At 71.7% G+C, this 24867-nt stretch carries 26 protein-coding genes and 1 pseudogene; 12 read left to right on the forward strand and 15 right to left on the reverse strand.

Going from position 1 to position 24867, the window contains the following annotated elements; all coding sequences use genetic code 11:
• Positions 1-382 precede the first annotated feature (382 nt).
• From PVK74_RS04835 to mshC, 4 genes are all read left to right on the forward strand, one after another.
• Positions 383-1096: a histidine phosphatase family protein gene (locus PVK74_RS04835; RefSeq protein WP_274478293.1), complete on the forward strand. Its 714-nt coding sequence runs from the start codon at positions 383-385 to the stop codon at positions 1094-1096.
• Positions 1097-1182: 86 nt separating this feature from the next.
• On the forward strand, positions 1183-1764 hold the full coding sequence (locus tag PVK74_RS04840; protein WP_043324423.1) for a DUF3090 domain-containing protein: 582 nt from the start codon (positions 1183-1185) through the stop codon (positions 1762-1764).
• Positions 1761-2579 (forward strand): SCO1664 family protein, encoded by an 819-nt coding sequence (locus PVK74_RS04845; protein ID WP_209961694.1) that lies wholly within the window; start codon positions 1761-1763, stop codon positions 2577-2579. Before PVK74_RS04840 ends, PVK74_RS04845 begins: the two co-directional genes overlap by 4 nt.
• A 67-nt stretch (positions 2580-2646) precedes the next feature.
• Positions 2647-3885, forward strand: coding sequence for a cysteine--1-D-myo-inosityl 2-amino-2-deoxy-alpha-D-glucopyranoside ligase (gene mshC, locus PVK74_RS04850; protein WP_113973719.1), 1239 nt, complete (start codon positions 2647-2649; stop codon positions 3883-3885).
• Between the two features lie 405 nt (positions 3886-4290).
• Here mshC and PVK74_RS04855 read toward each other — a convergent pair whose 3' ends face one another.
• Positions 4291-5082 (reverse strand): GntR family transcriptional regulator, encoded by a 792-nt coding sequence (locus PVK74_RS04855; RefSeq protein WP_064446114.1) that lies wholly within the window; start codon positions 5080-5082, stop codon positions 4291-4293.
• A gap of 114 nt (positions 5083-5196) precedes the next feature.
• Positions 5197-6066 carry a PAC2 family protein gene (locus tag PVK74_RS04860; RefSeq protein WP_030504102.1) on the reverse strand — a complete coding sequence of 290 codons (870 nt, stop codon included), beginning with the start codon at positions 6064-6066 and terminating at the stop codon, positions 5197-5199.
• A gap of 241 nt (positions 6067-6307) precedes the next feature.
• Here PVK74_RS04860 and metH point away from each other — a divergent pair, with 241 nt between their 5' ends.
• Positions 6308-9823: a methionine synthase gene (gene metH / locus PVK74_RS04865; RefSeq protein ID WP_274478295.1), complete on the forward strand. Its 3516-nt coding sequence runs from the start codon at positions 6308-6310 to the stop codon at positions 9821-9823.
• Here the strand turns inward: metH and PVK74_RS04870 are convergent.
• Entirely contained in the window at positions 9810-10016 is a 207-nt protein-coding gene (locus PVK74_RS04870; RefSeq protein WP_274478296.1) for a hypothetical protein, read from the reverse strand. The two genes, metH and PVK74_RS04870, sit on opposite strands and share 14 nt — an antisense overlap.
• A gap of 697 nt (positions 10017-10713) precedes the next feature.
• Here PVK74_RS04870 and PVK74_RS04875 point away from each other — a divergent pair.
• Both PVK74_RS04875 and PVK74_RS04880 read left to right on the forward strand, forming a co-directional pair.
• Positions 10714-11490 (forward strand): SAM-dependent methyltransferase, encoded by a 777-nt coding sequence (locus tag PVK74_RS04875; protein ID WP_274478297.1) that lies wholly within the window; start codon positions 10714-10716, stop codon positions 11488-11490.
• A gap of 172 nt (positions 11491-11662) precedes the next feature.
• Positions 11663-11947: pseudogene (locus PVK74_RS04880) on the forward strand (transposase); the annotation flags it as partial.
• Here PVK74_RS04880 and PVK74_RS04885 read toward each other — a convergent pair.
• Positions 11909-12148, reverse strand: a complete 240-nt coding sequence (locus tag PVK74_RS04885) for a winged helix-turn-helix domain-containing protein (RefSeq protein ID WP_274478299.1) — start codon at positions 12146-12148, stop codon at positions 11909-11911. The pseudogene PVK74_RS04880 and the gene PVK74_RS04885 overlap by 39 nt on opposite strands.
• A gap of 418 nt (positions 12149-12566) precedes the next feature.
• Here PVK74_RS04885 and PVK74_RS31130 point away from each other — a divergent pair, with 418 nt between their 5' ends.
• Positions 12567-12785: a flavin reductase gene (locus PVK74_RS31130; protein ID WP_091609711.1), complete on the forward strand. Its 219-nt coding sequence runs from the start codon at positions 12567-12569 to the stop codon at positions 12783-12785.
• Positions 12782-12955, forward strand: a complete 174-nt coding sequence (locus PVK74_RS04890) for a hypothetical protein (RefSeq protein ID WP_274478300.1) — start codon at positions 12782-12784, stop codon at positions 12953-12955. Before PVK74_RS31130 ends, PVK74_RS04890 begins: the two co-directional genes overlap by 4 nt.
• A gap of 432 nt (positions 12956-13387) precedes the next feature.
• Here the strand turns inward: PVK74_RS04890 and PVK74_RS04895 are convergent, their stop codons facing one another.
• From PVK74_RS04895 to PVK74_RS04920, 6 genes are all read right to left on the reverse strand, one after another.
• Entirely contained in the window at positions 13388-13789 is a 402-nt protein-coding gene (locus PVK74_RS04895; RefSeq protein WP_274478301.1) for a hypothetical protein, read from the reverse strand.
• 71 nt (positions 13790-13860) lie between these two features.
• On the reverse strand, positions 13861-14262 hold the full coding sequence (locus PVK74_RS04900; RefSeq protein ID WP_069089801.1) for a hypothetical protein: 402 nt from the start codon (positions 14260-14262) through the stop codon (positions 13861-13863).
• 161 nt (positions 14263-14423) lie between these two features.
• Positions 14424-15113: a DUF6069 family protein gene (locus PVK74_RS04905; RefSeq protein WP_233514737.1), complete on the reverse strand. Its 690-nt coding sequence runs from the start codon at positions 15111-15113 to the stop codon at positions 14424-14426.
• 5 nt (positions 15114-15118) lie between these two features.
• On the reverse strand, positions 15119-16120 hold the full coding sequence (locus PVK74_RS04910) for an RNA polymerase subunit sigma-70 (protein ID WP_420800515.1): 1002 nt from the start codon (positions 16118-16120) through the stop codon (positions 15119-15121).
• A 72-nt stretch (positions 16121-16192) separates the two neighbouring features.
• Positions 16193-16528, reverse strand: a complete 336-nt coding sequence (locus PVK74_RS04915; protein WP_104112481.1) for a YnfA family protein — start codon at positions 16526-16528, stop codon at positions 16193-16195.
• Between the two features lie 79 nt (positions 16529-16607).
• Positions 16608-16787, reverse strand: coding sequence for a hypothetical protein (locus tag PVK74_RS04920; RefSeq protein WP_147265157.1), 180 nt, complete (start codon positions 16785-16787; stop codon positions 16608-16610).
• On the opposite strand from PVK74_RS04920, the gene PVK74_RS04925 reads away from it, so the two are divergent.
• Positions 16786-16965: a hypothetical protein gene (locus PVK74_RS04925; RefSeq protein ID WP_030504114.1), complete on the forward strand. Its 180-nt coding sequence runs from the start codon at positions 16786-16788 to the stop codon at positions 16963-16965. The two genes, PVK74_RS04920 and PVK74_RS04925, sit on opposite strands and share 2 nt — an antisense overlap.
• 9 nt (positions 16966-16974) lie before the next feature.
• Here PVK74_RS04925 and PVK74_RS04930 read toward each other — a convergent pair whose 3' ends face one another.
• A complete protein-coding gene (locus PVK74_RS04930; protein WP_166456052.1) occupies positions 16975-17340 on the reverse strand; it encodes a hypothetical protein in 366 nt (121 codons plus the stop codon).
• A 165-nt stretch (positions 17341-17505) separates the two neighbouring features.
• Between PVK74_RS04930 and PVK74_RS04935 the strand changes: the two genes are divergently transcribed.
• A complete protein-coding gene (locus PVK74_RS04935; RefSeq protein WP_274479248.1) occupies positions 17506-18246 on the forward strand; it encodes a neutral zinc metallopeptidase in 741 nt (246 codons plus the stop codon).
• Between the two features lie 115 nt (positions 18247-18361).
• Complete coding sequence (locus PVK74_RS04940; protein ID WP_104112479.1) at positions 18362-19000, forward strand: HAD family hydrolase; 639 nt, start codon at positions 18362-18364, stop codon at positions 18998-19000.
• Between the two features lie 52 nt (positions 19001-19052).
• On the opposite strand, the gene PVK74_RS04945 is transcribed toward PVK74_RS04940, so the two are convergent.
• The 4 genes from PVK74_RS04945 to PVK74_RS04960 form a co-directional block, all read right to left on the reverse strand.
• Complete coding sequence (locus tag PVK74_RS04945) at positions 19053-21602, reverse strand: ABC transporter permease (protein ID WP_274478304.1); 2550 nt, start codon at positions 21600-21602, stop codon at positions 19053-19055.
• Positions 21602-22366: an ABC transporter ATP-binding protein gene (locus PVK74_RS04950; protein ID WP_043324396.1), complete on the reverse strand. Its 765-nt coding sequence runs from the start codon at positions 22364-22366 to the stop codon at positions 21602-21604. Before PVK74_RS04950 ends, PVK74_RS04945 begins: the two co-directional genes overlap by 1 nt.
• Before the next feature lie 261 nt (positions 22367-22627).
• Entirely contained in the window at positions 22628-23311 is a 684-nt protein-coding gene (locus tag PVK74_RS04955) for a response regulator (RefSeq protein WP_064446104.1), read from the reverse strand.
• A gap of 606 nt (positions 23312-23917) precedes the next feature.
• Complete coding sequence (locus PVK74_RS04960; protein ID WP_043324392.1) at positions 23918-24832, reverse strand: RecB family exonuclease; 915 nt, start codon at positions 24830-24832, stop codon at positions 23918-23920.
• Positions 24833-24867: the final 35 nt, after the last annotated feature.

Here is a 24867-nt window from a genome sequence, read left to right on the forward strand (position 1 = left end):
GTCGATCATGAGGTTGACGGCACCTCGTGTCCGTTTTGTTACCGTCAACCTCATGATCGTGTGGGAGGTCGGGTCGCCGACGGCAGGGCTGGCCGGAGATCTTGGTACGGAACGGCCCCTACAAGGGCGGGAACGTACCAAGATCTCCGGCGTGCGCCGCTACCTCAGGAGATCTTGGAAGGAAATGGCTCTCATAGGGGCTCTCATAGGGGCCCAAATCTTCCAAGATCTCCGGCGGAGTGCCGCGCGAGACGAACGAGCTGCGCAATGCGACGGGCGATCACGATCGACGCGGACGGGATGTGAGGGCGGGGACGGGGTGTCAGGGCGGGAAAGGTCGGCGTCGTGGCGGGACGATCACCGTCGGGGCGTACCGCCTAGGGTGGTCTGCGTGGCGACCCTTCTGCTTCTGCGACACGGCCGGACCACCGCGAACGCCGACGGCGGCCTGGCCGGGCGGCAGCCGGTCGAGCTGGACGACACCGGCCGGGCGCAGGCGACGGCGGTGGGCGGGCGGCTCGCCGGGCTGCCGCTCGCGGCGGTGGTGACCAGCCCGCTGATCCGCTGCCGGCAGACCCTGGAACTGGCGCTGCCGCACGCCGAACCGGTGGTCGACGACGGGCTGATCGAGTGCGGGTACGGCGACTGGGAGGGGCAGTCGCTGAAGAAGCTGGCGAAGGAGCCGCTCTGGCCGGTGGTGCAGCAGCACCCGAGCGCCGCCGCGTTCCCGCACGGGGAGTCGATGGCGGCGATGTCCGCGCGCGCGGTGGCGGCGGTACGGGCGTGGGACGCGCGGGTCACCGCCGAGCACGGACCGGAGGCGGTCTGGCTCGCGTGCAGCCACGGTGATGTGATCAAGGCGATCGTGGCGGACGCGCTCGGCGTACACCTTGATCTTTTTCAGCGGATCGTGGCCGACCCGGCGTCGGTGACCGCGATCCGCTACACGCCGCTGCGGCCGTTCCTGGTCCGGCTCAACGACACCGGCGGCGACCTGTCGGCGCTGGTCCCGCCGCCGCGCAAGCGGCGCCGGCGCGCGGCGCGGCCGGCCGAGTCGGACGCGGCGGTCGGCGGGGGCGCGGGCGCGGCCGGATAGCCGGCCCGGCGCGGCGCGTTCGCTCTGGGCGGATTCGGCGTCGGTGGGCTGCGCGGCACTTCCACGCGCCGGATAGGGTCGTGGGTATGACGCACCAGGTGCACGCCTTCGAGCCGCCGGAGCGGTTCGTCGCCGGTACGGTCGGCCCGCCGGGGGAGCGCACGTTCTTCCTCCAGGCGCGCGGCGGCGGCCGGCTGGTCAGCGTGTCGCTGGAGAAGGTCCAGGTGTCGTTGCTCGCCGAGAAGCTCGAGGAGCTGCTCGCCGAGGCGCAGCGTCGCTTCGGCGTGCAGCTGCCGGAGGCCGCGCCGCCGACGGGCGGCGACAACGAGCCGCTCGACACCCCGGTGGACGAGGAGTTCCGCGTCGGCACGCTGGGCCTGGCCTTCGACGTGGACACCGCGACAGTGGTGATCGAGGCGATCGCCGTGGGCGAGGCGGAGGTCGAGGTCGAGCTGGGCGACGCGGACGACGACGCCGACGAGGAGCCGGACGAGCCGGACGACGACCTCGACCGGCTCCGGGTCCGGCTGACCCCGGAGGCGACCCGCGAGTTCATCGAGCGGGCCAAGCGCGTCGTCAACGCCGGCCGTCCCCCCTGCCCGCTGTGCGGGCAGCCGCTGGACCCGGCCGGTCACCTCTGCCCCCGGAACAACGGCTATCACCGGTGACGTCGTCGGAACTGCAGCCCCGACAGGACGGCGCCGAGGCGCTGCGGCTGCTCGCCGACGGTGAGCTGACCCTGGAGGGGCGGCTTGTCGACGCCTCCAACGCCACGCTGCGCGCCGTCGTCGCGCTCGGCGACGTCACCGCCCACTGTGTCTACAAGCCGGTACGCGGTGAGCGCCCGCTGTGGGACTTCCCGGACGGCACGCTCGCCGGCCGCGAGGTGGCCGCCTACCTGGTGTCCCGGGCCACCGGCTGGGACCTGGTGCCGCCCACGGTGCTGCGGGACGGCCCGTTCGGTCCCGGCTCCTGCCAGCTCTGGATCGACGAGCCGGACGACGCCGAGCCGCTGGTCGGGTTCGTGCCGGCGGGGGAGATCCCGCCGCGCTGGTTCCCGGTGGCCGCGGCCCGCGACGACGACGGCGCCGCGTACGCGCTGGCGCACGCCGACGACCCCCGCCTGGCCCGGCTCGCCGTGCTCGACGCGGTGATCAACAACGCCGACCGCAAGGGCGGTCACGTGCTCGTCGGCCCGGACGACCGGATCTACGGCGTCGACCACGGCGTGAGCTTCCACGTCGAGGAGAAGCTGCGTACGGTGCTGTGGGGCTGGGCCGGCCGCGAGCTGCCGCCGGACGCGGTGGAGATGCTCGACGGCCTGGCCGGTCAGCTTCGCGGCCCGCTCGGCGAGGAGCTCGCCGAGCACCTGACGATCGGCGAGACGGCGGCGCTGGCGGCCCGCGTCGAGCGGCTGCGCGGGACCGGCCGGTTCCCGCTGCCTCCCGAGGAGTGGCCGGCGATGCCCTGGCCGCCGATGTGAGCCGCTGTCGCGTTGATCACCCGTAGGGCGGCACCCGAGCGTCTGACGGATCGTTAGGCTGGCGGTCATGGAGTCTTGGGCGGGACACGAGGTGCCGCGGCTGCCCGGCGAGGGCGTGCCGCTGCGGTTGTACGACTCGGCGCGGCAGGGCGCCCATCCCAGCCGGCCCGAGGGCGCGGCCTCGATGTACGTCTGCGGCATCACCCCGTACGACGCCACGCACCTGGGGCACGCCGCCACCATGATCGCGTTCGATCTGGTGCAGCGGATGTGGCGCGACGCCGGCCTCGACGTGCGGTACGTGCAGAACGTCACCGACATCGACGACCCGCTGCTGGAACGCGCCGAGCGCGACGGCGAGGACTGGAAGGTCCTGGCCATGCGGGAGACCGCGCTGTTCCGCGAGGACATGGAGGCGCTGCGGATGATCCCGCCGGCGCACTACGTCGGCGCCGTCGAGTCGATCCCGGAGATCGCCGAGAAGGTGCTGGTGCTGCTCAAGGACGGTGCCGCGTACCGGCTCGACGACGGCACCGGCGACGTCTACTTCGACATCTCCGCCGCCCCGCGCTTCGGCTACGAGTCGAACCTGTCCCGCGAGGAGATGCTCGAACTGTTCGCCGAGCGCGGCGGCGACCCGGAGCGCGCCGGCAAGCGCGACCCGCTCGACCCGCTGCTGTGGCGCGGCGCCCGCGAGGGCGAGCCGTCCTGGCCCGGCGGCGAACTGGGCGCGGGCCGCCCCGGCTGGCACATCGAGTGCACGGTCATCGCGTTGAACCTGCTCGGCGACCGGATCGACGTGCAGGGCGGCGGCAACGACCTGATCTTCCCGCACCACGAATGCTCCGCCGCGCACGCCGAGCGGCTCACCGGCGAGGCGCCGTTCGCCGACCACTACGTACACGCCGGCATGATCGGCTTGGACGGCGAGAAGATGTCGAAGTCCCAGGGCAACCTGGTCTTCGTGTCCCGGCTGCGGGCCGACAAGGTCGACCCGATGGCGGTGCGGCTGGCGCTGATGAGCGGCCACTACCGCACCGACCGCTCCTGGACCGACGATCTGCTCACCGAGGCGCGGGAGCGGCTGGGCCGCTGGCGGCGGGCCGCCGCCGCGCCGGCCGGGCCGTCGGGGGCGGCGTTGCTGGCCGAGGTACGCGAGCGCCTGGCCGACGATCTGGACACGCCGGGCGCTCTGGCGGCGGCCGACCGTTGGGCCGACGGAGCGTTGAACGGCGTCACGGACGACCCGGAAGCCCCGGCGCTGTTCACCGACACGGTCGACGCGCTCCTGGGCATCGCCCTGTAGCCGTTCCACCCGGCCGCCCGCGCACCCGTCCCTCGCTCACCCGTCCCCGCCCCCGCGCCGCGCCTCGTCCTCGCGCCGCTCCCGCCTCGCCTCGCCGATCTTGCACTTGCGGCCCGCCTTCTCGCCGTTTCGCCCCAGTTTGCGGGGTCCGAAACCGCAAGATCGCGTCGCTCGGCGGGCGGGTGGAACGTGACGGGTGTCTTGAGGGCGGTTTGACACCCACGGTGTTCCACCCGGCACGACCCGACCCGGGGGCTCCGCCCGGGCGTGGCCGTTCCGGGAGCATGTGCGTGCCGGCCCCGCCGGCACGCCTCGGCGATCTTGCACTCGCGGCCCCTGGAGCGTCGGAAATGCGCCGTCTGCCGGGGCGGAAAGTGCAAGATCGCCGGGGCGGGGGCAAAGCGGTCAGCCCAGGACCAGTCCGGGGTCGGGGTCCTGGTCGGGAGCCGGGGCGGGGATCCTGTACTCCTCGGTGAGCGTGGTCATCGGGCCGGGCCAGGTCGCCTGTGCGACCTCGATCGGCTTGCGCCGCTCGTCGTACGCCACGTGCAGCAGGTGCAGCACCGGCGTATCCGGGCGGATCTGGAGGATCTCCGCCTCCTCCCGGCTCGGCTGGCGCGCGCTGATCGTGTCGGTGGCGGTGACGTACCGCCGGCCGGTGACCTCCTCCGCCTCCTGGTAGAGCGGGCGGCCGAACGCCTCGGCCCGCTCCAGTGACGTGCCGGCGGTGTCGGCGGGCAGGAACCAGGACGCGCCGACTTCGACCGGGGAGTCGTCGGTGCGTACCAGGTGCCGGCGGCAGAGCAGTTCGGTGCCGTCGGCGACGCCGAACGCGTCGGCCACCTCGGCCGGGGCGGGGGAGCGGCCGACCGAGACGAGTTGCTGGCGGTACCGGGCGGCCAGGTCGGTGTGGTAGCCGCGGAAGCCGCCGTACCGGCCCCGGGACAGGCGGTTGAGGCGGCGCCGGGTGCCCCGGACGTACGTACCGGAGCCGGGTTTCGTGATCAGGATGCCCTCGACCCGCAGCTGGTCGACGGCGCGTTGCACGGTCTGCTTCGCCACGCCGAACATCTCGGCGATGGCCGGGATGGACGGCAGCCGCTCGCCGGGACCCCAGTCGCCGCGGCGCACCTGGGCCTTGAGCTGCGCGGCGATCTGCCGGTGCGGGAACTCGGCCGCGCCGGGGTTGATCTGCATCCGGGCCTCCTCAGAACAGCTAGGTTCCTAGGATGCCCTAGAGGGTGTGACCGCGCCACCCCGGACACGCAGAAGCCGGGCCCGGCAAGGGGACCCGGCTTCGACGGAAAACGGCTACCAGGAACCCGCTGTCGGCCCGGCGGAACCGCCGCGGCGACGCAGATACTTCTCGAACTCCTGGGCGATCTCGTCCCCGGTCAACGGGGTGATGCCGGCGTCGCCGACCCGTTCCTCCAGCTCACGCACGTACTCGCCGAGTTCCGCGTCCTGCTCGGCGGCGCTGCGCACCCGCTGCTCCCACTCGGCGGCCTCCTCGGCCAGGTCGGCCATCGGCACCGGCAGGTCGAGCACCTCCTCGACCCGGTGCAGCAGCGCCAGCGTGGCCTTCGGGCAGGGCGGGTTGTTGGCGTAGTGCGGCACGTGCACCCAGAACGACACCGCGTCGACCTCGGCGCGGGTGCAGGCGTCGTGCAGCACGCCGACGATGCCGGTCGGCCCGTCGTACCGGGTGGGGGTGAGCTGGTAGCGCTTGGCGGCGTCGGCGTCCGACGCGCTGCCGCTGATCGGCAGCGGCCGGGTGTACGGCACGTCTGCCAGCAGCGCGCCGAGCAGCACCACCCGCTCGACCTCCAGGCTGTGGCAGATCTCCAGCACCTGCTCGCAGAACGTCCGCCAGCGCATGCTCGGCTCGATGCCCCGGATCAGCACCACGTCCCGCTCGGTGCCCTCCGGGCTGGCCACCATGAACCGCGTGGTGGGCCACTCGACGCGCCGGGTCTCCCCGTCGGCCATGGTGATCGTCGGACGGCTGACCTGGAAGTCGTAGAAGTCCTCCGGGTCCAGCTCGGTCACCTGCCGGGCCTGCCAGACCTGCTCCAGGTGTTCCACGGCGGCGGTGGAGGCGTCGGCGGCGTCGTTCCAGCCCTCGAAGGCCGCGATGGCGACCGGCGAGCGCAGTACCGGCAGCCCGTCGAACTCGGTCACGCCGTCACCTCACCCTGCTCGTCGGGCGCGGCGTCGCCCCGTCGCACTGTCGCACCCCTGTTGTCCTTCACGTCCGCCAGCCTACGTGCCGCCGACGGGGCCGGCCCGTCGGCCGCGCCGGTCGCCGAGGGTGACCACCCGGGCGAACCGGCGCAAAGGCGTACGCCGGTCGGCCGGGCAGTATGTGGGAAGGCCCGGTTCGGGTGAGTCTGGCGTACTCGGGCGCACTAACCTGGGCCATGTGCCTATTTCGTTGCGTGACCTGCTGGCCGATCGGATCCTGATCGCGGACGGCGCGATGGGGACGATGCTCCAGGCCGCCGATCTCACCCTTGACGACTTCGACGGCCTCGAAGGCTGCAACGAGATCCTCAACGTGACCCGGCCGGACGTGGTCCGAGGCGTGCACGACGCCTATCTGGCCGCCGGCGCGGACTGCGTGGAGACCAACACGTTCGGCGCGAACCTGCCCAACCTCGCCGAGTACGGCATCCCCGGCCGCATCCGGGAGCTGTCCGAGGCGGGCGCGCGGATCGCGCGGGAGGCCGCCGACGAGTACGCGACGCCGGAGCACCCCCGGTTCGTGCTCGGCTCGATGGGCCCGGGCACCAAGCTGCCCACGCTCGGGCACGCGACCTACGCCTCGCTGCGCGACGCGTACCAGGAGAACGCCGCCGGTCTGATCGCCGGCGGGGCGGACGCGCTGATCATCGAGACCTGCCAGGACCTGCTCCAGGTCAAGGCGGCGGTGGTCGGGTCGAAGCGGGCCCGCGCCGAGGCGGGCCGGGACGTGCCGATCATCTGTCAGGTGGCGGTGGAGACCACCGGCACGATGCTGCTGGGCAGCGAGATCGGCGCGGCGCTGACCGCGATCGAGCCGCTCGGCGTCGACTTGATCGGGCTGAACTGCTCGACCGGCCCGGCGGAGATGGGCGAGCACCTGCGCTACCTGGCGCAGCACTCGCGTATCCCGATCTCGGTGATGCCGAACGCGGGCCTGCCGGTGCTCACGGCCGACGGGGCGTACTTCCCGCTCAGCCCGGACGAGCTGGCCGACGCGCTGGAGCGGTTCGTCACCGACTACGGCGTGGGCCTGATCGGCGGCTGCTGCGGCACCACCCCGGAGCACATCCGGGTGCTGGTGGAGCGCCTCGGCGGGCGGGCGCCGGTGGCGCGGGCGCCGAAGCCGGAGGCCGGGGTCTCCTCGATCTACCACCACGTGCCGTTCGCCCAGGACGCCAGCATCCTGATGGTGGGGGAGCGGACCAACGCCAACGGCTCGAAGGCGTTCCGCGAGTCCATGCTCGCCGGGGACTGGCAGGCCTGCGTGGAGGTCGCCCGCAGCCAGGCCCGGGACGGCTCGCACCTGCTCGACCTCTGCGTCGACTACGTGGGCCGCGACGGCACGCAGGACATGCGGGAGCTGGCCGGGCGGTTCGCCACCGCGTCGACGCTGCCGATCGTGCTGGACTCCACCGAACCGGCGGTGATCGAGGCCGGCCTGGAGATGCTCGGCGGCCGGTGCGTGGTCAACTCGGTCAACTTCGAGGACGGCGACGGCCCCGACTCCCGCTACGCGCGGGTCATGCCGGTGGTCAAGGAGCACGGCGCCGCCGTCGTGGCGCTGCTCATCGACGAGGAGGGCCAGGCCCGCACCCGCGAATGGAAGGTACGGGTGGCCTCCCGGCTGATCGACGACCTGACCGGCCGGTGGGGGATGCGCCGGGAGGACATCCTCATCGACGCGCTGACGTTCCCGATCGCCACCGGGCAGGAGGAGACCCGCCGCGACGGCATCGAGACGATCGAGGCGATCCGGGAGATCGCCGCCCGCTATCCGGGCGTCAACTTCACCGCCGGCATCTCCAACGTCTCGTTCGGCCTCAACCCGGCGGCCCGGCAGGTGCTCAACTCGGTGTTCCTGCACGAGTGCGCGCAGGCCGGGCTGACCTCGGCGATCGTGCACGCCAGCAAGATCCTGCCGATGTCGCGGATCCCGGACGAGCAGCGCGAGGTGGCGCTCGACCTGGTGTACGACCGGCGCCGCGAGGGCTACGACCCGGTGCAGCGGTTCATCGAGGCGTTCGAGGGCGTGGACGCGGCGTCGGCGCGCGCCACCCGGGCCGAGGAACTGGCCGCGCTGCCGCTGGACGAGCGGCTCAAGCGGCGGATCATCGACGGTGAGCGCAACGGCCTGGAGGCCGACCTGGACACGGCGATGGCGCAGGGGCGTACGCCGCTGTCCATCATCAACGACCTGCTGCTGGACGGCATGAAGGTGGTCGGCGAGCTGTTCGGCTCCGGCCAGATGCAGTTGCCGTTCGTGCTCCAGTCCGCCGAGGTGATGAAGACCGCGGTGGCGTACCTGGAGCCGCACATGGAGAAGACCGACGACGACGGCAAGGGCCGGATCGTGCTCGCCACCGTCAAGGGCGACGTGCACGACATCGGCAAGAACCTGGTCGACATCATCCTGTCCAACAACGGCTACGACGTGGTCAACATCGGCATCAAGCAGCCGATCAACGCGATCCTCGACGCGGCCGAGGAACACCGCGCCGACGCGATCGGCATGTCCGGCCTGCTGGTCAAGAGCACAGTCATCATGAAGGAGAATCTGGCCGAGATGGCCTCCCGCGGCGTGGCCGAGCGCTGGCCGGTGCTGCTCGGCGGCGCGGCGCTGACCCGCGCGTACGTGGAGGACGACCTGCGGTCGATCTACCCGGGTCAGGTGCACTACGCCCGCGACGCGTTCGAAGGGCTGTCCCTGATGGACCGCGTGATGGCGGCCAAGCGCGGCGGCGCGCCGGTAATCGACCCGGAGCGCGAGGCGGCGCTGGCGGCCCGCCGGGAGCGCCGCGAGCGGCAGCGGGCGCAGGTGCGCGAGGCCCTGCCCGAACTGGACGACGCCTCGGTCCGCTCCGACGTGGCGGTGGACGTTGCCGTGCCGAAGCCGCCGTTCTTCGGCACCCGCGTCGTCAAGGGCGTGCCGCTGGCCGACTACGCGGCGCTGCTGGACGAGCGGGCCACGTTCCTGGGCCAGTGGGGGCTGCGCGGCGCCCGCGGCGGCAAGGGCCCGTCGTACGAGGAACTGGTCGAGACCGAGGGCCGGCCCCGGCTGCGGTACTGGCTGGACCGCCTGATCTCCGACCAGGTGCTGGAGGCGGCCGTGGTGTACGGCTACTTCCCCGCGTACTCCGAGGGCAACGACCTGGTGGTGTTGGACGAGAACGGGCACAGCGAGCGGGCCCGGTTCTCCTTCCCCCGGCAGCGGCAGGAGCGGCGGCTGTGCCTGGCCGACTTCTTCCGGCCCAAGGGCGACCAGCTCGACGTGGTGGCGTTGCAACTGGTCACCGTCGGGCAGCCGATCAGCGAGTACACGGCGAAGATGTTCGCCGGCAACGAGTACCGCGACTACCTGGAGGTGCACGGCCTGTCGGTGCAGCTCACCGAGGCCCTCGCGGAGTACTGGCACCGGCGGATCCGCGCCGAGCTGGTGCTGCCCGGTGGCGGCACCGTGGCCGACGACGACCCGGCCGACCTGGCCGGTCTGCTGCGCACCGACTACCGGGGCTGCCGGTACGCGTTCGGCTACCCGGCCTGCCCGGACCTGGAGGACCGGGCGAAGATCGTGGAGCTGCTGGGGGCCGAGCGGATCGGCGTGCAGTTGTCGGAGGAGTTCCAGTTGGTGCCGGAGCAGGCCACCGACGCGATCGTGGTGCACCACCCGGAGGCGAACTACTTCAACGCCAAGTGACGCCGTCACCCTTCCTGAGCTGCGCAAACGCGGTCCCGGCATCCGGCTGGGCCGTCGCCAGGCCGTCGGGGTCGGTCGGGCCGTGCCCGAAGGCGGCGTCGATCGCCCGGCGGGTGCGGTCCTCGCTGCTCGGCAGGAGGTGGGTGTAGACGCGCAGCGTGGTGCTCGGAGGCTTACCCCGGACTACCCTCATCGGCGTGCCCGTTGATGATCTTCCGTTGCCGGCCCGGCTGCACGATCCGGAGGAGGCGACTGCGGCACCAACCACGCCCTGCACACCATCGCCCTCTACCGCCTGCGCTACGACCCACGCACTCACGCCTACCAGCAATGACGCATCACCGAAGGCCTCAACAAGCAAGAATTCCTCCGCTACCTCAGGCGCTACATCGTCCGCGACGTCTACATCGCCCTCCGCGCCGACTTCCCGGGAGGTGCTGTCGGAGGCGTGACGTAAGACCTGTTGGTCTGTTCGTACATGCAATCCGCAGGCGATGCAGCGGGTGCTGCGCACGGCGGTGCGGAGCCCCGATGCCGTCCAGGATGACATGCGCGAGTGGCTGATCAGGGACCTCGGTCACCCGACACGGTGCTGGTCACCGACGAGACCGAGTTCTCGGAGAAGGCTGTACGCGGCAACGTCGCCCGCCTAGAGAACAGCCATGGCGAGCTCGAACAATGCGGGACCGGCTACGTCCTCGCGGTCGGCTGCGACCGTCGCGTGGCGGTCAACGACGGTCGCGCCCTCATCCGCGTCGACGACCTCGCCGAGCGATACCCACCCGGGAGTGGCGGCAGCCCCGTTGCGAGCCGCGGCGTGAACGGTCCCGCGACTACCCGCCGTCCGAAACGGCTGGTGTCCGAGCCGGGAAGCTGTTTCGATACCACCGATGAGCGCATTACAAGATCTTGTTCGTCCGGAGAAGTACCCTCGGTCGTCTCAATACGATCCGGCGTGGCTGCTCCAGCTGGACATGGGGCCGCACCCGCTCTGGCTGCTGGAGGATCTGTCCAGAGACCTCGACCTGCAACCCGGCATGCGAGTACTCGACCTCGGCTCCGGTAGAGGCGCGACGTCTGTCTTCCTGGCCCGCGAATTCGGCGTCCAAGTCGTTGCGGCGGACCTGTGGGTGTCTCCGGACGACGCTGCCGTCATGTTCGCTGAGGCAGGGGTTTCCGATTCGGTTCAAGCGTGCAAAGCGGAGGCGCATTCGTTGCCCTTCGCCGCCAACTCGTTCGATGTGATCGTCAGCATCGACGCATACGAGTACTTTGGCACCGCCGACAGCTATCTGGCCTACATCACCCGCTTCCTCAAGCCAGGTGGACAGCTGGCGATCGCGACGCCGGGCATGACCAGCGAGATACGTGACCTCGGAGAGATTCCGCCCCACATCAAGGACTGCGTCGGCTGGGAGGCAATCGCCTGGCACACGGCGCAGTGGTGGCGGTTCCAGTGGCAGATCACCGAGCTGGTCACCGTGACGTCCGCCCGTCTACAACCAGACGGCTGGGAAGACTGGTTGCTGTGGGCTCGGGCATGTCGCGAGCAACAGCCGGAAGACACTCGCGACCTGACCGATCCGGTCATCACCATGCTCGAAGCCGATGGCGGCGCGTTATTGTCCTTTGCGCTGGTCACTGCCCGGAAGCCGGTCACCCCATAGTCCCGGCTGTCTAGTATTTCAACGTCCCTTGGCATCGAGTTTGGGCGTGGCGTGGGCGTGAAGACGGCACCGCGTTGATCATCGATGGTTTGTGAGGACAACCGAAGATCGTGCGGTGGCCGCGTGCCATAGCGTAGACCCCGCCGGGTGGCGGGTCATCCTGAACGAGGCGATGACGCGTGTCGCGGGCCGGTTCGTGCGGGCCGAGCCCCGGGCGACGGCCGGGCAGTTCGTAGAGGGGCTGCTGTCGGAGGCCGAACGAAAGACCTGCTGGTCGCTTGCGGAGCGGGCGGGTCACGGGGATCCACAGGCGATGCAGCGGCTGCTGCGCACGGCGGTGTGGGATGCCGACGCCGTCCGTGATGACGTGCGTGAGTGGCTGATCGAGCATCTCGGCCATCCCGCGTATGGAGCGGGTCTACTCGGCGACGAAGACGCCTACGCCCGGCAGGGTCTCGGTCATGCCCTTGATCCGTAGCACCTGCATGGCGCGGTCGATCACGGGCTCCGTTACGTCGTAGTGCTCGATCAACTCTCGACGGCTGGGCAGCTTGGAGCCGGGCAGGAACTCGCCAGACGCGATGCGTTCGGCGAGGTCGTCGGCAATCTGCTCGTAGCGGTAACGCGGTGGCACGGTGTTCCCCTCGGTTGGCAACACGAGTAGACCACCTACGTCAGCCCTTGACTACCCAACGGTACCTATGGGAGGTTGCCGAGGAGGTCGATTCCCCCGGTTGGCGCTGTGGGCCGTCCTCACCGGCGTGGATGCCCGGCGCATCCCCCGTGATCGGGCATCCACGCCCCCGGACACCTGCGGCACGAGGAGACGGCAGTGCTCCCTTCCGATCCCCTGACGCGGCGAAGAGTCGCCACAACGGCTCCGGCAAGCCGATGAAGCGCGTCTCCTATGACGAGTACGTCCTGGCGGTGGCGCTCACCCTCGCCCGCCGTCATCGGCCCGTCTGGTCATGGCGGCACTGGCGACATGTCTGCCGCTGCGGAAGCAGCCTGCTCTGCCGAAGCCGCCACCGCATCCCGATCAACCGCGGCCACTGGCCCAGCCAGGACGGCCCGCGATGACCACCCACCACCCGATCAAACCGGCCTGGACCTGCGGCGGTTGTGCGGGCGAGTGGCCCTGTCAAACTCGGCGGCGTGAGCTGCGAGCTGAATATGATCGCGCCCCCGTGTCGCTGGCCCTCTACCTTGCCGCCCAACTCGTCGACGCCGCCCAGGACCTGGCCCACGTGCCCGCCGGCCACCTGCACCACCGCTTCCTCGGCTGGACCCGATGAGCATCCTTCGAGCCGGCGACGAGAAGTTCCACTACAGCGACGGCTCCCACAGGTGGACCCCGCCGGACCCGGACTACGACCAGGAGGTCTGGGAGGAGCAGGTCCGCCAGCACAAGCAAGGCCACCTCAGAAATGAGCGCCCGAAGGTCCGCATCCAGCGTCTGATCTGAGGCCAGCAGTACAGCAGCGAAGTACAGCAACCGTGCCAGCCGAAACCGGTCGAGACGAGCCCCGCCAGGCCCCGTGACCTCGCTTCGAGCCTGATCCGACCGGCTCGCCGACAGTTCACACCGAAGCGGTCACCATGCCCGATGTGTGACCGTTGGTTACCCGGCACGGCAGAAGCTCAATCACTCGGCGGGCGCGGTCCTCGCTTGTCGGCAGTAGGTAGGTGTTGACCCGCAGCGTGAAGCTTAGGTCGGCGTGGTCGAGGTACAGGGACAGCGCCTTGATGTTCTCGCCCGCACCGCCGGGGACACGAACTCCGATCACAAGGGTGTCGTGGCGTACTTCTTCCTCGCACCCTGACCGGCAAGACGAACGGGTCGGCGTCAACGAGCGGTTGGCGGAGCTCCGACCTGTGAGGACCACGACGCCGGCCGTCACGTGTCGTAGAGGCCGTCCCATGGCTCGTGGAATCCGAGGCGATCCGGATACAGCTCGACCCAGTCGACGTGGCTGCCGTCGCCCGCCCGGTCGCCGGACTCGTCGACCAGACCGAACACGACGCCGTCCTGACGGGTCTGGAACAGTCGTACGGCGATGTCGCCGTACGACCTGCCGGGCAGGCTCGCGAGCAGCCCGTCGAGTGCCTCGCTCAGCGCGCCTCGATCCGGAACCCGCGTGATGGTCGAGCTCCGGTACGTCCCGTGGTGGTCGAAGAGGTGCACGTACGCGTGGTGGTCCCACGCCGAGGCGAGGAACAGCCCTTCGTCGTAGCGGCCGATCGTGTCCGTCCGGTGGCCGGGCTCGTGCGCGATGGGAATCAGCCGGGGTACGGGCACCCGATCAACGTAGCGCACGAGCGCGGGGCGCCCGCCGCGACGGCGGACGCCCCGAAGCGTCGACGTGCCGGTCAGCCGATCAGCGTGACCGAGTAGTCGTACGTCGTCCCGGTCACCGAGTACGTGGCGGTCTGCCCGTTCTCGCAGTACGACACGAAGCTGCTCGGGGTCCGCGTCGCTCCGGCGACCGCGTCGACCACCGGGCGGACGTCGGCGCCGACCGGCAGCGCCGTGGTGGTGAGATCGATCGTCCGCGACTGGTTGATCGGGTAGTTGTCGGTGTTCGCCGTCTCCAGACCGTTGCTCGCCTGAACGCTGAAGGACATCACGAAGGCGGCGTTGTTCACCACGGCGATGCGCTGAACGCAGGGTTCTGCCTGCGCGCTGGCCGCGGAGGCCCCAGCCAGTGCCGATGCCCCGGCGGCGAGCGTCCCGGCGAGTGCGGCTCCGACGAGCCTGGCGCGGAAGGTCATGGTGTCACCTCTCGGTCGAACGTGGTGCCGGGCGCCGACTTGCGGCGCCCGGCGTTCGGTCCATACCGGAGTGCCCGCACGTCTTCGATCGAACCCTGCGAATCGAGTATGTTTTGTGGCCCGGCCCACGCCGCCCTCCCTCGCGGACGGCCGGGCAGCTCTCAGGCACGTCCCGGAGGGAGTGCGCGCAGGCTTCGCGTCAGGGCGGGAATCATCACCGCCGCCGCGACCAGGTGCAGCGCGACCAGCGTGACGCTCGTCGTGGCGGCGGCCCCGACGAGGAACGGCGGCGCCAGCGACAGCGCGGTCAGCGCCACCGCCGTCCACACGAACCGCGACGCGGGACGCGCGCTGAACCGCAGCAGTACGGCGGCGATGACGACCCCGACGAGGGAGAAGAATCCGGTCACCACGGTGAATCCGCCGAGCGGGATGGCCTCGTCACCGCCGTCCGGGATCGCGAAGTCGACGCCGGCGGCCCGCGCGAGCGCCGCGCCGAGCGTGGTTGCAGTCATCGCGACGAGTGTGGCGACGACGCCGGTGACGGCGAGCCGCCGGAAGCCGTGCGAACGGCGAGAGCCCACGCCGGTGCCGGTGCTGCTGATCATGTCGCTCCTCCAGAAGTCGGGGGTCAGGACTCGTACCGTCGCGGTGCAGCGGCCGGGGTTGCGCAGCGCGCGTACTCCGGTGTCGCGCAGCCAGAAACCGGCGTCGCGGCGCAGGACCGGCCCGGGCGCGCCGTCGCGCAGCTCCAGCTGCACCCGTCCGCGCGTGACCACGCCGTACGCGTGCTGCCACTGGGCCGCGACCACCGCGACGCGCGCGCCGCCGGGCAGCGCGAGCGTCCGCACCGGCACTACGGGGTACGGTCGGCCGGCAGGCGCTCGGGCAGCCCGAGGCGCGGGAACTGGTCGGCGTGGAACGTGACGATCTCGGTGATCGCCCCGCCGGTGACGCGCAGGGCGTCGACGGTGAGCGGCAGGTACGCGCCGTCGCTCTCCTGCCACAGGTAGAACGCGACGGCGGGCTGCCGGTTCACGGCGGTGGGCACGGCCCGCATGCTGCCCAGGCTCTCGAAGCCGTCCGCGACCCAGTCGGCGACCACCGCGTCCCGGCCGATCTGCAGCCCCGGGGTGGGGGGCATCGAGCAGCGCACGTCGTCGCGCAGCATGGCGGCGAGAGCGGCGACGTCCTTGGCGACGGCGGCGTCGGTGAAGCGGCGTACCAGCTCGCGGGTGCGGGTGTCGGTCTCGTCGCCGGTCCAGTCCTGCCGCTGCGCGGGCAGGTGTTCCCGCATGCCGGCGCGGGCGCGCTGCAACGCGCTGTTCACCGAGTTGACCGAGTCGCCCAGGAGTTCCGCGACGTCCTTGGCCGGCCAGCCGAGCACGTCACGCAGGATCAGCACGGCACGCGGGCGTGGCGCGAGGTGCTGCACCGCGACCAGGTACGCCAGCTCGATCGTCTCCCGCGCCACCGCGACGGCTTCCGGCTCGTCCGCGCCGGCCGCGGGCAGCTCGTCGAGCAGCCGGTCCGGGTAGGGCTGCAGCCACCGCACCTCGCCGCCGGTCGCGGGCTCGGGACGGTACTTGGCCAGCAGGTCCAGGCAGGCGTTCGTGGCGATGCGGTACAGCCAGGCCCGGAACGTGGAGCGTCCGGCGAACGTCTCGCGCCGTCGCCAGGCGCGCAGGAACGTCTCCTGGACGGTGTCCTCGGCGTCCTCGAACGATCCGAGCATCCGGTAGCAGTGCACGTGCAGCTCCCGCCGGTGTCGCTGCGCCAGCCCGGCGAACGCCGGCTCGTCGACCTCACCCAGATCGCGTACGCCCAGCTCCGCCCGCCGTGGCTCCGCACCCATCACGTCATCCTCCCGCGTCGTCGTGTCCCGTCGTCTGTGTGACGGGAACGGGCGCGGAAACTCATCACCGCGCCGTCAGCTCGCGCGCGGCGCGTACATGATGATCGCGACGCCGACCAGGCAGATGGCCGCGCCGGCGAGGTCGTAGCGGTCGGGCCGGAACTTGTCGACGACCATGCCCCAGGCGAGCGACCCGGCGACGAACACGCCGCCGTAGGCGGCGAGGATGCGGCCGAAGTTCGGGTCCGGCTGGAACGTGGCGACGAATCCGTAGGCGCCGAGCGCGATCACCCCGGCGGCGATCCAGAGCAGGCCGCGGTTCTCCCGCCAGCCCTGCCACACCAGCCAGGCGCCGCCGATCTCGGCGAGCGCGGCGAGCAGGAACAGCAGGATGGACCGGACGACAGTCATGCATCAGACCGTAGCCGGGCGCGAGGGTCGCGACGCCCGGCGCGGCGACACCTGCGGCCCGCCCGGTCCGCAGGCGTGATCACCGGCCGCCACCTGCGGCGACGTCGGGAATACGGCTGTGCTCGGCGGCCCGGCGGACTACCGTCACCGGAGTACGGGCCGACGCCGGACCAGGCGGCGCGTCCACGCCCCCGCCGTCGGCGTTGACGTGGCGGAAACGCCCGAGGGCGAGCATGGGTACGACGAAAGGGGCGGACATGACCGACGAGGTGACGTCGCAGGTCCCGCCGGACCCGGCTCCCGTGCTGAGCGTGCCCGCCGGCACCGGGCCGGTCGGACCGCCGAGCAGCCTGGACCTGTGGGCGCGTGCCCAGGTGCTGCACCGCTGCTTCGGCGACGACGACGGCGAACCGCACATCATGCGCGGCCTGGACTGACCACGCCGCTCAGCGCACCGTCACGCCGGCCCGCGCCAGCGTCTCCCACCAGGACGCGAGGTCCGGCACCGGCTCGGCGCGGGCGGTGAGCTCGTCCAGCCGCCGCAGTTGTTCCCTGCTCGGTGGCGGTGAGACGGTGGCGCCCACGCCGACCAGGGCGTACCGGTGGCCGCCGACGGTGAGCAGCATCGTGCCGAAGATCGTTCCCCGGGCCTCGACCTGCCCGACGGGCGCGGCGAACACCTCCGCGCCGCGCCGGTCGCCGGCCCGCAGCCAGCCCTCGTCGAGGGTCATCAGCACCGGCACGCACCGCAGGCCGTTCCAGAGGCTACGTCGCCAGTAGACAATTCCGGCGTACGACGGGTGCGGCTCCATCCCGGCGACGGTACCCGGGCCGATCCAGCGTGACCGGCGCGGGCGCCCGGGACGCCGTCGCCTGGTGAACGTTTCCCGGCGGCCGTGCGTGTGAGCCGGTGAGCATCACCGGCGTCCGCCGGGGGTACTGCTGCGGGACACGGGTACGAAAACCGGGAGGTCATGGTGGGGGACAGGGCGGGACGTCAGGGGCGCGGGCCGATCGCCGGGCTGGTGGTGGCCGCGCTGGTCGCGGCCGGCTGCATGGCCGGCGGCGTCGACCAGGGCGAGCCGCAGCAGCCCGCACCCCCGCGCAGCGCGCAGCCCGAGTCGCAGACCACCCGGGCGGACGGCACCACGAGCGTCGCCGAGTTCAAGCAGGACATCGAGGACGCGGTCCGGCTGGCCGAACGGTACTGGGCGCAGCAGTTCCGCGCCTCCGGTCAGCGGTTCACCCCGATCCGGCGGGTGGTGGCCTACAGCCGGGAGGGCGAGGTGGCCTGTGCCGGGCAGGGCCTGCCGCGCAACAACGCGGTGTACTGCTCGGCCGGCGACTTCATCGCCTACGACGTGAACTGGTCGGTGGCGGCGTTCCGGCAGATCGGCGACGCGTTCCTGTTCTACCTGCTCGGCCACGAGTACGCCCACGGCATGCAGGTGCGGCTCGGCATCCGCTACAACTTCACCATCCAGCAGGAGCTGCAGGCCGACTGCATGGCCGGGGCGTACCTCGGGGACAGCGTGCGCGCCGGGGTGCTGGAGCTGGAGGACGGCGACCTGGAGGAGTTCCGGGAAGGGCTGCTGGCGGTCGGCGACGACCCCGACCAGCCGTGGTTCGCCGAGGGCTCGCACGGCACCGCCGAGCAGCGCAGCGATTCGTTCTTCCGGGGATACGAGAAGTCGCTGGGCGCGTGCGGTCTCGGGTGATGCCGCGGGTCACCAGGGGCGGGGACGGTGACGGGCGGGCCCGGCGCGGCTGGCAGGATCGGCGGGGTACCCGTATCGAAGGAGGCCCCCGCTGAGCAGCAAGCACCCCGCCGCCGTGCTCTTCGACATGGACGGCACGCTGGTCGACAGCGAGAAGCTGTGGGACGTCGCGTTGCAGGAACTGGCCGCCGTGTACGGCGGTGTCCTGTCCGACGACGCCCGCCGCGCGATCGTCGGCACCGGGATGGCCGACGCCATGCGGATCGTGCACGACGACCTGGGCCAGCCGGAGCGGGACGTGCAGGAAAGCGCCGACTGGATCAGCGCCCGGATCCTGGAGCTGTTCCGCACCGGGCTGCGCTGGCGTCCGGGCGCGCTGGCGCTGCTGCGGGCGGTACGGGACGCCGGCATCCCCACCGCGCTGGTCACCTCCAGCGGCCGGTCCCTGGTCGAGGTGGCCCTGGACACGCTGGGCCGGGACAGCTTCGACGCGGTGGTCTGCGGCGACGAGGTGGACGCGGCCAAGCCGCACCCGGAGCCGTACCTGACCGCCGCGCGTCTGCTGGGCGTACCGGTCGAGCGGTGCGTGGCGATCGAGGACTCACCCACCGGCGTGGCGAGCGCGCTGGCAGCCGGTGCGGCGGTGCTGGCCGTTCCGGCCGAGGTGCCGCTGGCGCCCGCCGACGGCGTACACCAGATGGAGAGCCTGCTCGGGGCGGACCTGGAGCTGCTCGCGGCGCTGCTGAACCGTTAGGAAGGGCCCCTTCTTATGCACGAGGCGTTAAGAAGGGGCCCTTCCTTTCACGTCAGTCGTGGGCGATGGCGCCCAGGACGTTGATCCGCGCGGCGCGGATCGCCGGCAGCACCGCCGCGACCACGCCGATGATCGCGGCCAGGATCAGGAACGTCACCATCTGACCCCACGGCAGGATCAGGTCGGTGATGCCCTCGTCCTTGAGCGCCTCCACCACCGCCGCGCCGAGACCGGTGCCGACCACCACGCCGAGCAGCGCGCCGAAGATGGAGATCACCACCGCCTCGACCGTGATCATGCGCATGGTCTGGGCGCGGCGCAGGCCGATCGCCCGCAGCAGACCCAGCTCCCGGGTGCGTTCCAGCACCGACAGCGCGAGCGTGTTGATGATGCCCAGCACCGCGATCACGATGGCCAGCGCCAGCAGGATCTGGATCATCTGGAGCAGGGAGTCCAGCTGACCGGTCTGCTGCTCGATGAACCCGGCCCGGTCGGCCACCGACACCTCGGGGCTGTCCGCCAGCAGCCGCTCGATCTGCGGCTGCACCGCGTCCACCGACGTGCCGGGGGCGAGCTGCAGGAAACCCTGGATCGGCTGCGGGATGGCGAAGTCCGCCGTTGCCTGCGGCGGCAGCGTCACCGGGTTGGTCAGCTGTGAACTCTCGTAGATGCCGCTGACCGTGTAGGTGCGGGCGTCGCCACGGGACAGCTGCACCGGCACCGTCGAACCGACGTTGAGGTTGCGTGCCTTCGCGGTGTCCGAGCTGACCAGCATCTGGTCCGGCGCCAGCTTGCTGATGTCACCGGCGGCGGCCTTCGCCCCGAAGATCTGCTGCAGCGCGGCCACGTTGCTCGACACGGCCACCCAGGTCCGCTCGCCGCCGACCACTGCCATGTCGCCGTACTCACCGTCGACCATCTGCACGCCCGGGATCGCCGCGGCCTTCTCCAGGACCGCCGGGTCGAAGCTCGCCGGACGCGGCCCGGACGTGGACCCGGAGATCACCAGCTCCGCCTTGATGGTGTCCTCGGCCAGCGCGCCGATGCTGCCCTTGGCCGAGTCCAGGATCACCGTCACGCCGGTGACCAGGGCGATGCCCACCATCAGCGCGGCGGCCGTGATCGCGGTACGGCGCGGGTTGCGGCCCGAGTTGAGCCGGCCCAGCTTGCCCGGCACCGACCAGGAGAAGATCGTGCCCAGCAGCGAGACCACCGGCCGGCTGATGATCGGGGTCAGCAGCGCCACCCCGATGAACGCGAACAGCACGCCGCCGAGGATGGTCGCCAGGGTGCTGTCGCCGGCGTGCCCGCCGAGACCGAGGAACAGCAGCACCGCGCCGATGCCGGTGACCACGGCACCGCCGATGGTGACCTTGGTCAGCGGCCGGTCCGGCGTGGCCACGTCCTGCATCGCGGCGATCGGCGGGATGCGCGAGGCGCGCAGCGCCGGCAGCAGCGCGGCGACCACAGTGATGAGCATGCCGACCGCGAACGCGCCGATCACCGCCGAGGCGGGCACGCCCAGCCCGGCCAGGGTGAGACCCCCGGCGAGCTGACCGAACAGGTACGCAAGCAGCGCGCCCACGCCGATGCCGGCGGCGAGCCCCAGCACCGAGGCGATCAGGCCGACCGCGAGTGCCTCCAGCACCACCGAGCCGATGACCTGCTTGCCGCTGGCCCCGATCGCGCGCATCAGGGCCAGCTCACGGGTGCGCTGCGCCACGATGATCGAGAACGTGTTGAGGATCAGGAACGTGCCGACCAGCAGCGCCACCGCGGCGAACCCGAGGAGGATCTTGTTGAAGAACGACAGCCCTTCCTTGAGGCCGGCCGAGGCGTCGGCGGCGAGCTGCTCGCCGGTCTTGACCTGGTAGTCGGCACCCAGCGTGCGGGCCAGCTCGTCGCGCAGCGCGGCCGGCGTGGTGCCGTCGGCGGCCTGGACGCTGATGTTGCTGAACACGTCCGGCTTGCCCAGCATCAGCTGCTGCGCCACCGGGGTCGTGAAGTAGACCTCGTTCGCGCCACCGATCGAGTCCCGGCCGCCGCTGTAGCCGAACACGCCGACGAGCGTGAACTCCTTCTTCGGGGCGAGCGTCAGCACGCCGACCCGGTCGCCGACCTTGACCTTGCCCGCCTCGGCCAGCGCGGCGTTGATCACGATCTCGTCGTCGGCCTGCGGGCCGCGGCCCTCGCGCAGCTCCAGCAGGTCGCTCTCACCGAGCCAGTTCTGGCCCAGCTGCGGCGGGCCGAACGAGGTGACCACCTTGCCGTTGCTGCCGATCATCCGGGCGCCCTCGGCGGCCACCACACCCTCGGCGTCGGCGACGCCGGGCACCGCCTTGACCCGGTCCAGCACCGACGCCGGCATCGGAGTGCTCAGCGGCATCCCCTCCGCCGTGGAGACGTCGATCTTCGGCTTCGCCTCGACGCTCACGTCGACCTCGGCGTACGCGTCGGCGAAGACCGCGTCGAAGGACCGCCCGAGCGTGTCGGTGAGCACGAACGCGCCGGAGACGAACATGACGCCGAGCACCACCGCCAGCCCGGACAGCAGCAGGCGCAGCTTGCGCGCCAGCAGGCTCTTGAGCGTTGCCCGCAGCATCAGTTGCCCACCTCGACCGGGGCGTCCAGCTTCTTCATCGTGTCCAGCACCGTCTCGGCGGTCGGCTCGATCAGCTCCGAGACGATCTGCCCGTCGGCGAGGAAGACCACCCGGTCGGCGTACGCGGCGGCGGTCGGGTCGTGCGTGACCATGACGATGGTCTGGCCGTGCTCGCGTACCGAGTTGCGCAGGAACTTCAGCACCTCGGCGCCGGAGCGGGAGTCCAGGTTGCCGGTCGGCTCGTCCGCGAAGATCACCTCGGGGCGGGCCACGAGCGCCCGGGCGCACGCCACGCGCTGCTGCTGGCCACCGGAGAGCTGCGCCGGGCGGTGCCCGAGCCGCTCCCGCAGGCCAACCGTGTCGATCACGACGTCGTACCAGGCCGGGTCGGGCTTGCGCCCGGCGATCGACAGCGGCAGCAGGATGTTCTCCTGCGCGGTGAGCGTGGGGAGTAGGTTGAACTGCTGGAAGATGAAGCCGACCTTGTCGCGGCGCAGCTTCGTCAGACCGGCGTCGTTGAGACCGGTCACAGTGGTGTCGCCGATCATCACGGTGCCCTTGGTCACCGTGTCCAGACCCGCGAGGCAGTGCATCAGTGTGGACTTCCCGGAGCCCGACGGCCCCATGATCGCGGTGAACCGGCCGCGTTCGAACTCGGCGCTCACCCCCCGCAGCGCGGCGACCTGCGCCTCGCCGCTGCCGTACACCTTCCACACATCGTTCGCCCGGGCCGCGGCCTGCTCTTGGCCTACCGTCGCGGTCACGTCATGTACCTCTTCCGTCTGTCGTTCTCAATGCCGCACCGCCCCCGCTGGTCGGTGCGGCGGAATCCATCCTCGGGGTCGCGAGCCCGAAAGCCCTCCGACCTGGGGTGGAATCCGTGCCGATCTTCCGGTGAGGGTCGACCCCCATCCGGGCTCAGGGTGACCCCTGACCGGCAGGCGACGCCGACGCTAGAGCCTCACCCGGCGTGATGGTCAACACATCAGCCCCGCCGCTGGTCACGGTAGGTGACCCGCGCCACCTCACCGCCCCGGACGAACCAGACCCGTCTCGTACGCGAGCACGACCGCCTGGACCCGGTCGCGCAACCGTAGCTTCGTCAGCACATGCCCGACATGGGTTTTCACAGTCGTCTCGCTGACCGACAGCACCCGGGCGATCTCCGCGTTGGACAGACCGCGCGCCATGTGGGTGAGCACCTCCCGCTCCCGGTCGGTGAGCGGATCAAGCGCCCGCGCCGGCGCTGCGGCCGGATCGGGCAGCAGCTCGGCGAAGCGGTCCAGCAGCCGGCGCAGGATGCGCGGGGACATCGCCGCGTCCCCGGCCGCCACCGTGCGGATCGCCGCGACCAGGTCCTCGGCCGGCACATCCTTGGTCAGGAACCCGCTGGCGCCGGCCCGCAGCGCCCCGACGACGTGTTCGTCCTGCTCGAACGTGGTGAGCACCAGCACCCGAACCGGTAGCCGCGCGGACACGATCGCGCGCGTCGCGGTCACCCCGTCCATCCGCGGCATCCGGATGTCCATCAGCACCACGTCGGGCAGCAGCCGCCGCGCCAGGTCCACCGCCTCCGCGCCGTCGCCGGCCTCACCCACCACGTCCAGGTCGTCCTCCGCGCCCAGCACCATCCGGAATCCGGTACGCAGCAGCGGCTGGTCGTCGGCGAGCAGAACCCGCACCGGCCGGGACACGGCGCCGTCGGTCATGCGTCCCCCTCGTCGTCCGGGCGGCGGTCCGGCCGGGACCCGTCGGCGCCGGCACGCGCGCGATCCGCCCGGCGTGAGCCGGGCCGCGGTAACCACCGTAGAGGTCACCGGTCGCGCGGTCGCCGATCAGGCCGCCCCGATCCCGCAGGTTGGCCGGGCTCCGCGCGCTCAGGCCCGCGCGGGATCGCAGGCGCTCTGCGTCCTGGGTCCGCGCGGATCGTGGGCGGTCTGTGTGCCGGGCTCGCGGGCGCTCCACGGTGGCCCGGCACCGCGATCGTCCGTGGGACGATCCGATACCCGATTCGTCCCACGGCGATCCGGCGCCGGATTCACCCGGCCCGGGGAGCGCCGCGCGCCGCGCTCGGCGAACCCGTCCCGGCTGGTGGTGCACGCCCGCCCGCATGATCGACTCCTGTTCGGGGAGGTGGTTGCATCGCACCCCCGTCGACCCCGCCACCTCGCCGAAGTGGTGCGCGTACCCGGTCATCCCCGACCGGAAGGGCCGGCGGCGGGGGCGGGCGGTCAGTTCTACCACCACCGAGCAGGCCACCGCGGTGTGGTCGGTCCCCTCCACGGCGCTCTGCCCGCCTCGGGCGGGAACGGAGGTTACTCGTCGGCGCCGGGCGCCACCGGGCGGGAGCGGGCGTCCACCAGCGGGTCGGGCGCGGCGGCGGCCACCGGGAACGGCGGCGGCGTGCCGCCGTAGCTCGGGCACAGCGCCTGGTGGCTGCACCAGTCGCACAGGCGGCTCGGGCGGGGCCGGAAGTCCTGCCGGGCGGTGGCCTGCTCGATCGCCCGCCACAGCGCCACCACTGTGCGCTCGAAGCGCACCAGCTCGTCGGCGTCGGGGGCGTAGTCGCAGACCTCGGCGTCCTTGAGGTAGAGCAGGCGCAGCACCCGCGGCACCACGCCCCGGGTGCGCCACAGCACCAGGGCGTAGAACTTGAGCTGGAACAGCGCCCGCGCCTCGAACGCCTCGCGCGGCGCGCCGCCGGTCTTGTAGTCGACCACTCGCAGCGCGCCGTCGGGCGCCACGTCGAGCCGGTCGAGATAACCCCGGATGAGCAGCTCGTCGTCCACCACCGCGGAGATCAGCGCCTCGCGCTCGGCCGGCTCCAGCCGGCGCGGGTCCTCCACCGCGAAGTAGCCGTCCAGCAGCGCCGTCGCCGACCGGAGGAACTCCTGCGGACCGGCGGTGTCGCCGTCGGCGAACAGCGAGGCCAGCTCCGGCTCCTCGGTGACCAGCCGGTCCCACTGCGGCGCGACCAGATCGCCCGCCGACTCCGGGGTGCGCGCGGCGGCCGGAAGGTCGAACAGCCGCTCCAGCACGGCGTGCACGAGCGTGCCCCGTGCCTGCTCGACAGTCGGCCGCTCGGGCAGCCGGTCGATGCTGCGGAACCGGTAGAGCAGCGGGCAGGTCTTGAAGTCGGCCGCCCGGGACGGCGACAGCGACGCCCGCACCGTGACCGGCGCCGGTGCCGTCTGGTCGCCGTGGCTGTCGATCATCGGTTCCGCCGTCATGCCCGGAAGGTTAGGCCACGCCTGTGACACCGCCA

Origin of the sequence: Micromonospora chalcea (assembly GCF_028768405.1) — a bacterium.
Lineage (GTDB): Bacteria > Actinomycetota > Actinomycetes > Mycobacteriales > Micromonosporaceae > Micromonospora > Micromonospora chalcea.

Coding starts and splice junctions, on each gene's coding strand:
- PVK74_RS04875 (WP_274478297.1), top strand. CDS start 10,714: ATGAGCGCATTACAAGATCTTGTTCGTCCGGAGAAGTACCCTCGGTCG.
- PVK74_RS04855 (WP_064446114.1), bottom strand. CDS start 5,082: ATGCAGATCAACCCCGGCGCGGCCGAGTTCCCGCACCGGCAGATCGCC.
- PVK74_RS04960 (WP_043324392.1), bottom strand. CDS start 24,832: ATGACGGCGGAACCGATGATCGACAGCCACGGCGACCAGACGGCACCG.
- PVK74_RS04890 (WP_274478300.1), top strand. CDS start 12,782: ATGAGCATCCTTCGAGCCGGCGACGAGAAGTTCCACTACAGCGACGGC.
- PVK74_RS04925 (WP_030504114.1), top strand. CDS start 16,786: ATGACCGACGAGGTGACGTCGCAGGTCCCGCCGGACCCGGCTCCCGTG.
- PVK74_RS04945 (WP_274478304.1), bottom strand. CDS start 21,602: ATGCTGCGGGCAACGCTCAAGAGCCTGCTGGCGCGCAAGCTGCGCCTG.
- mshC (WP_113973719.1), top strand. CDS start 2,647: ATGGAGTCTTGGGCGGGACACGAGGTGCCGCGGCTGCCCGGCGAGGGC.
- PVK74_RS04870 (WP_274478296.1), bottom strand. CDS start 10,016: ATGAGGGTAGTCCGGGGTAAGCCTCCGAGCACCACGCTGCGCGTCTAC.
- PVK74_RS04955 (WP_064446104.1), bottom strand. CDS start 23,311: ATGACCGACGGCGCCGTGTCCCGGCCGGTGCGGGTTCTGCTCGCCGAC.
- PVK74_RS04915 (WP_104112481.1), bottom strand. CDS start 16,528: ATGACTGTCGTCCGGTCCATCCTGCTGTTCCTGCTCGCCGCGCTCGCC.
- PVK74_RS31130 (WP_091609711.1), top strand. CDS start 12,567: ATGACCACCCACCACCCGATCAAACCGGCCTGGACCTGCGGCGGTTGT.
- PVK74_RS04900 (WP_069089801.1), bottom strand. CDS start 14,262: ATGACCTTCCGCGCCAGGCTCGTCGGAGCCGCACTCGCCGGGACGCTC.
- PVK74_RS04920 (WP_147265157.1), bottom strand. CDS start 16,787: ATGTCCGCCCCTTTCGTCGTACCCATGCTCGCCCTCGGGCGTTTCCGC.
- PVK74_RS04930 (WP_166456052.1), bottom strand. CDS start 17,340: ATGGAGCCGCACCCGTCGTACGCCGGAATTGTCTACTGGCGACGTAGC.
- PVK74_RS04840 (WP_043324423.1), top strand. CDS start 1,183: ATGACGCACCAGGTGCACGCCTTCGAGCCGCCGGAGCGGTTCGTCGCC.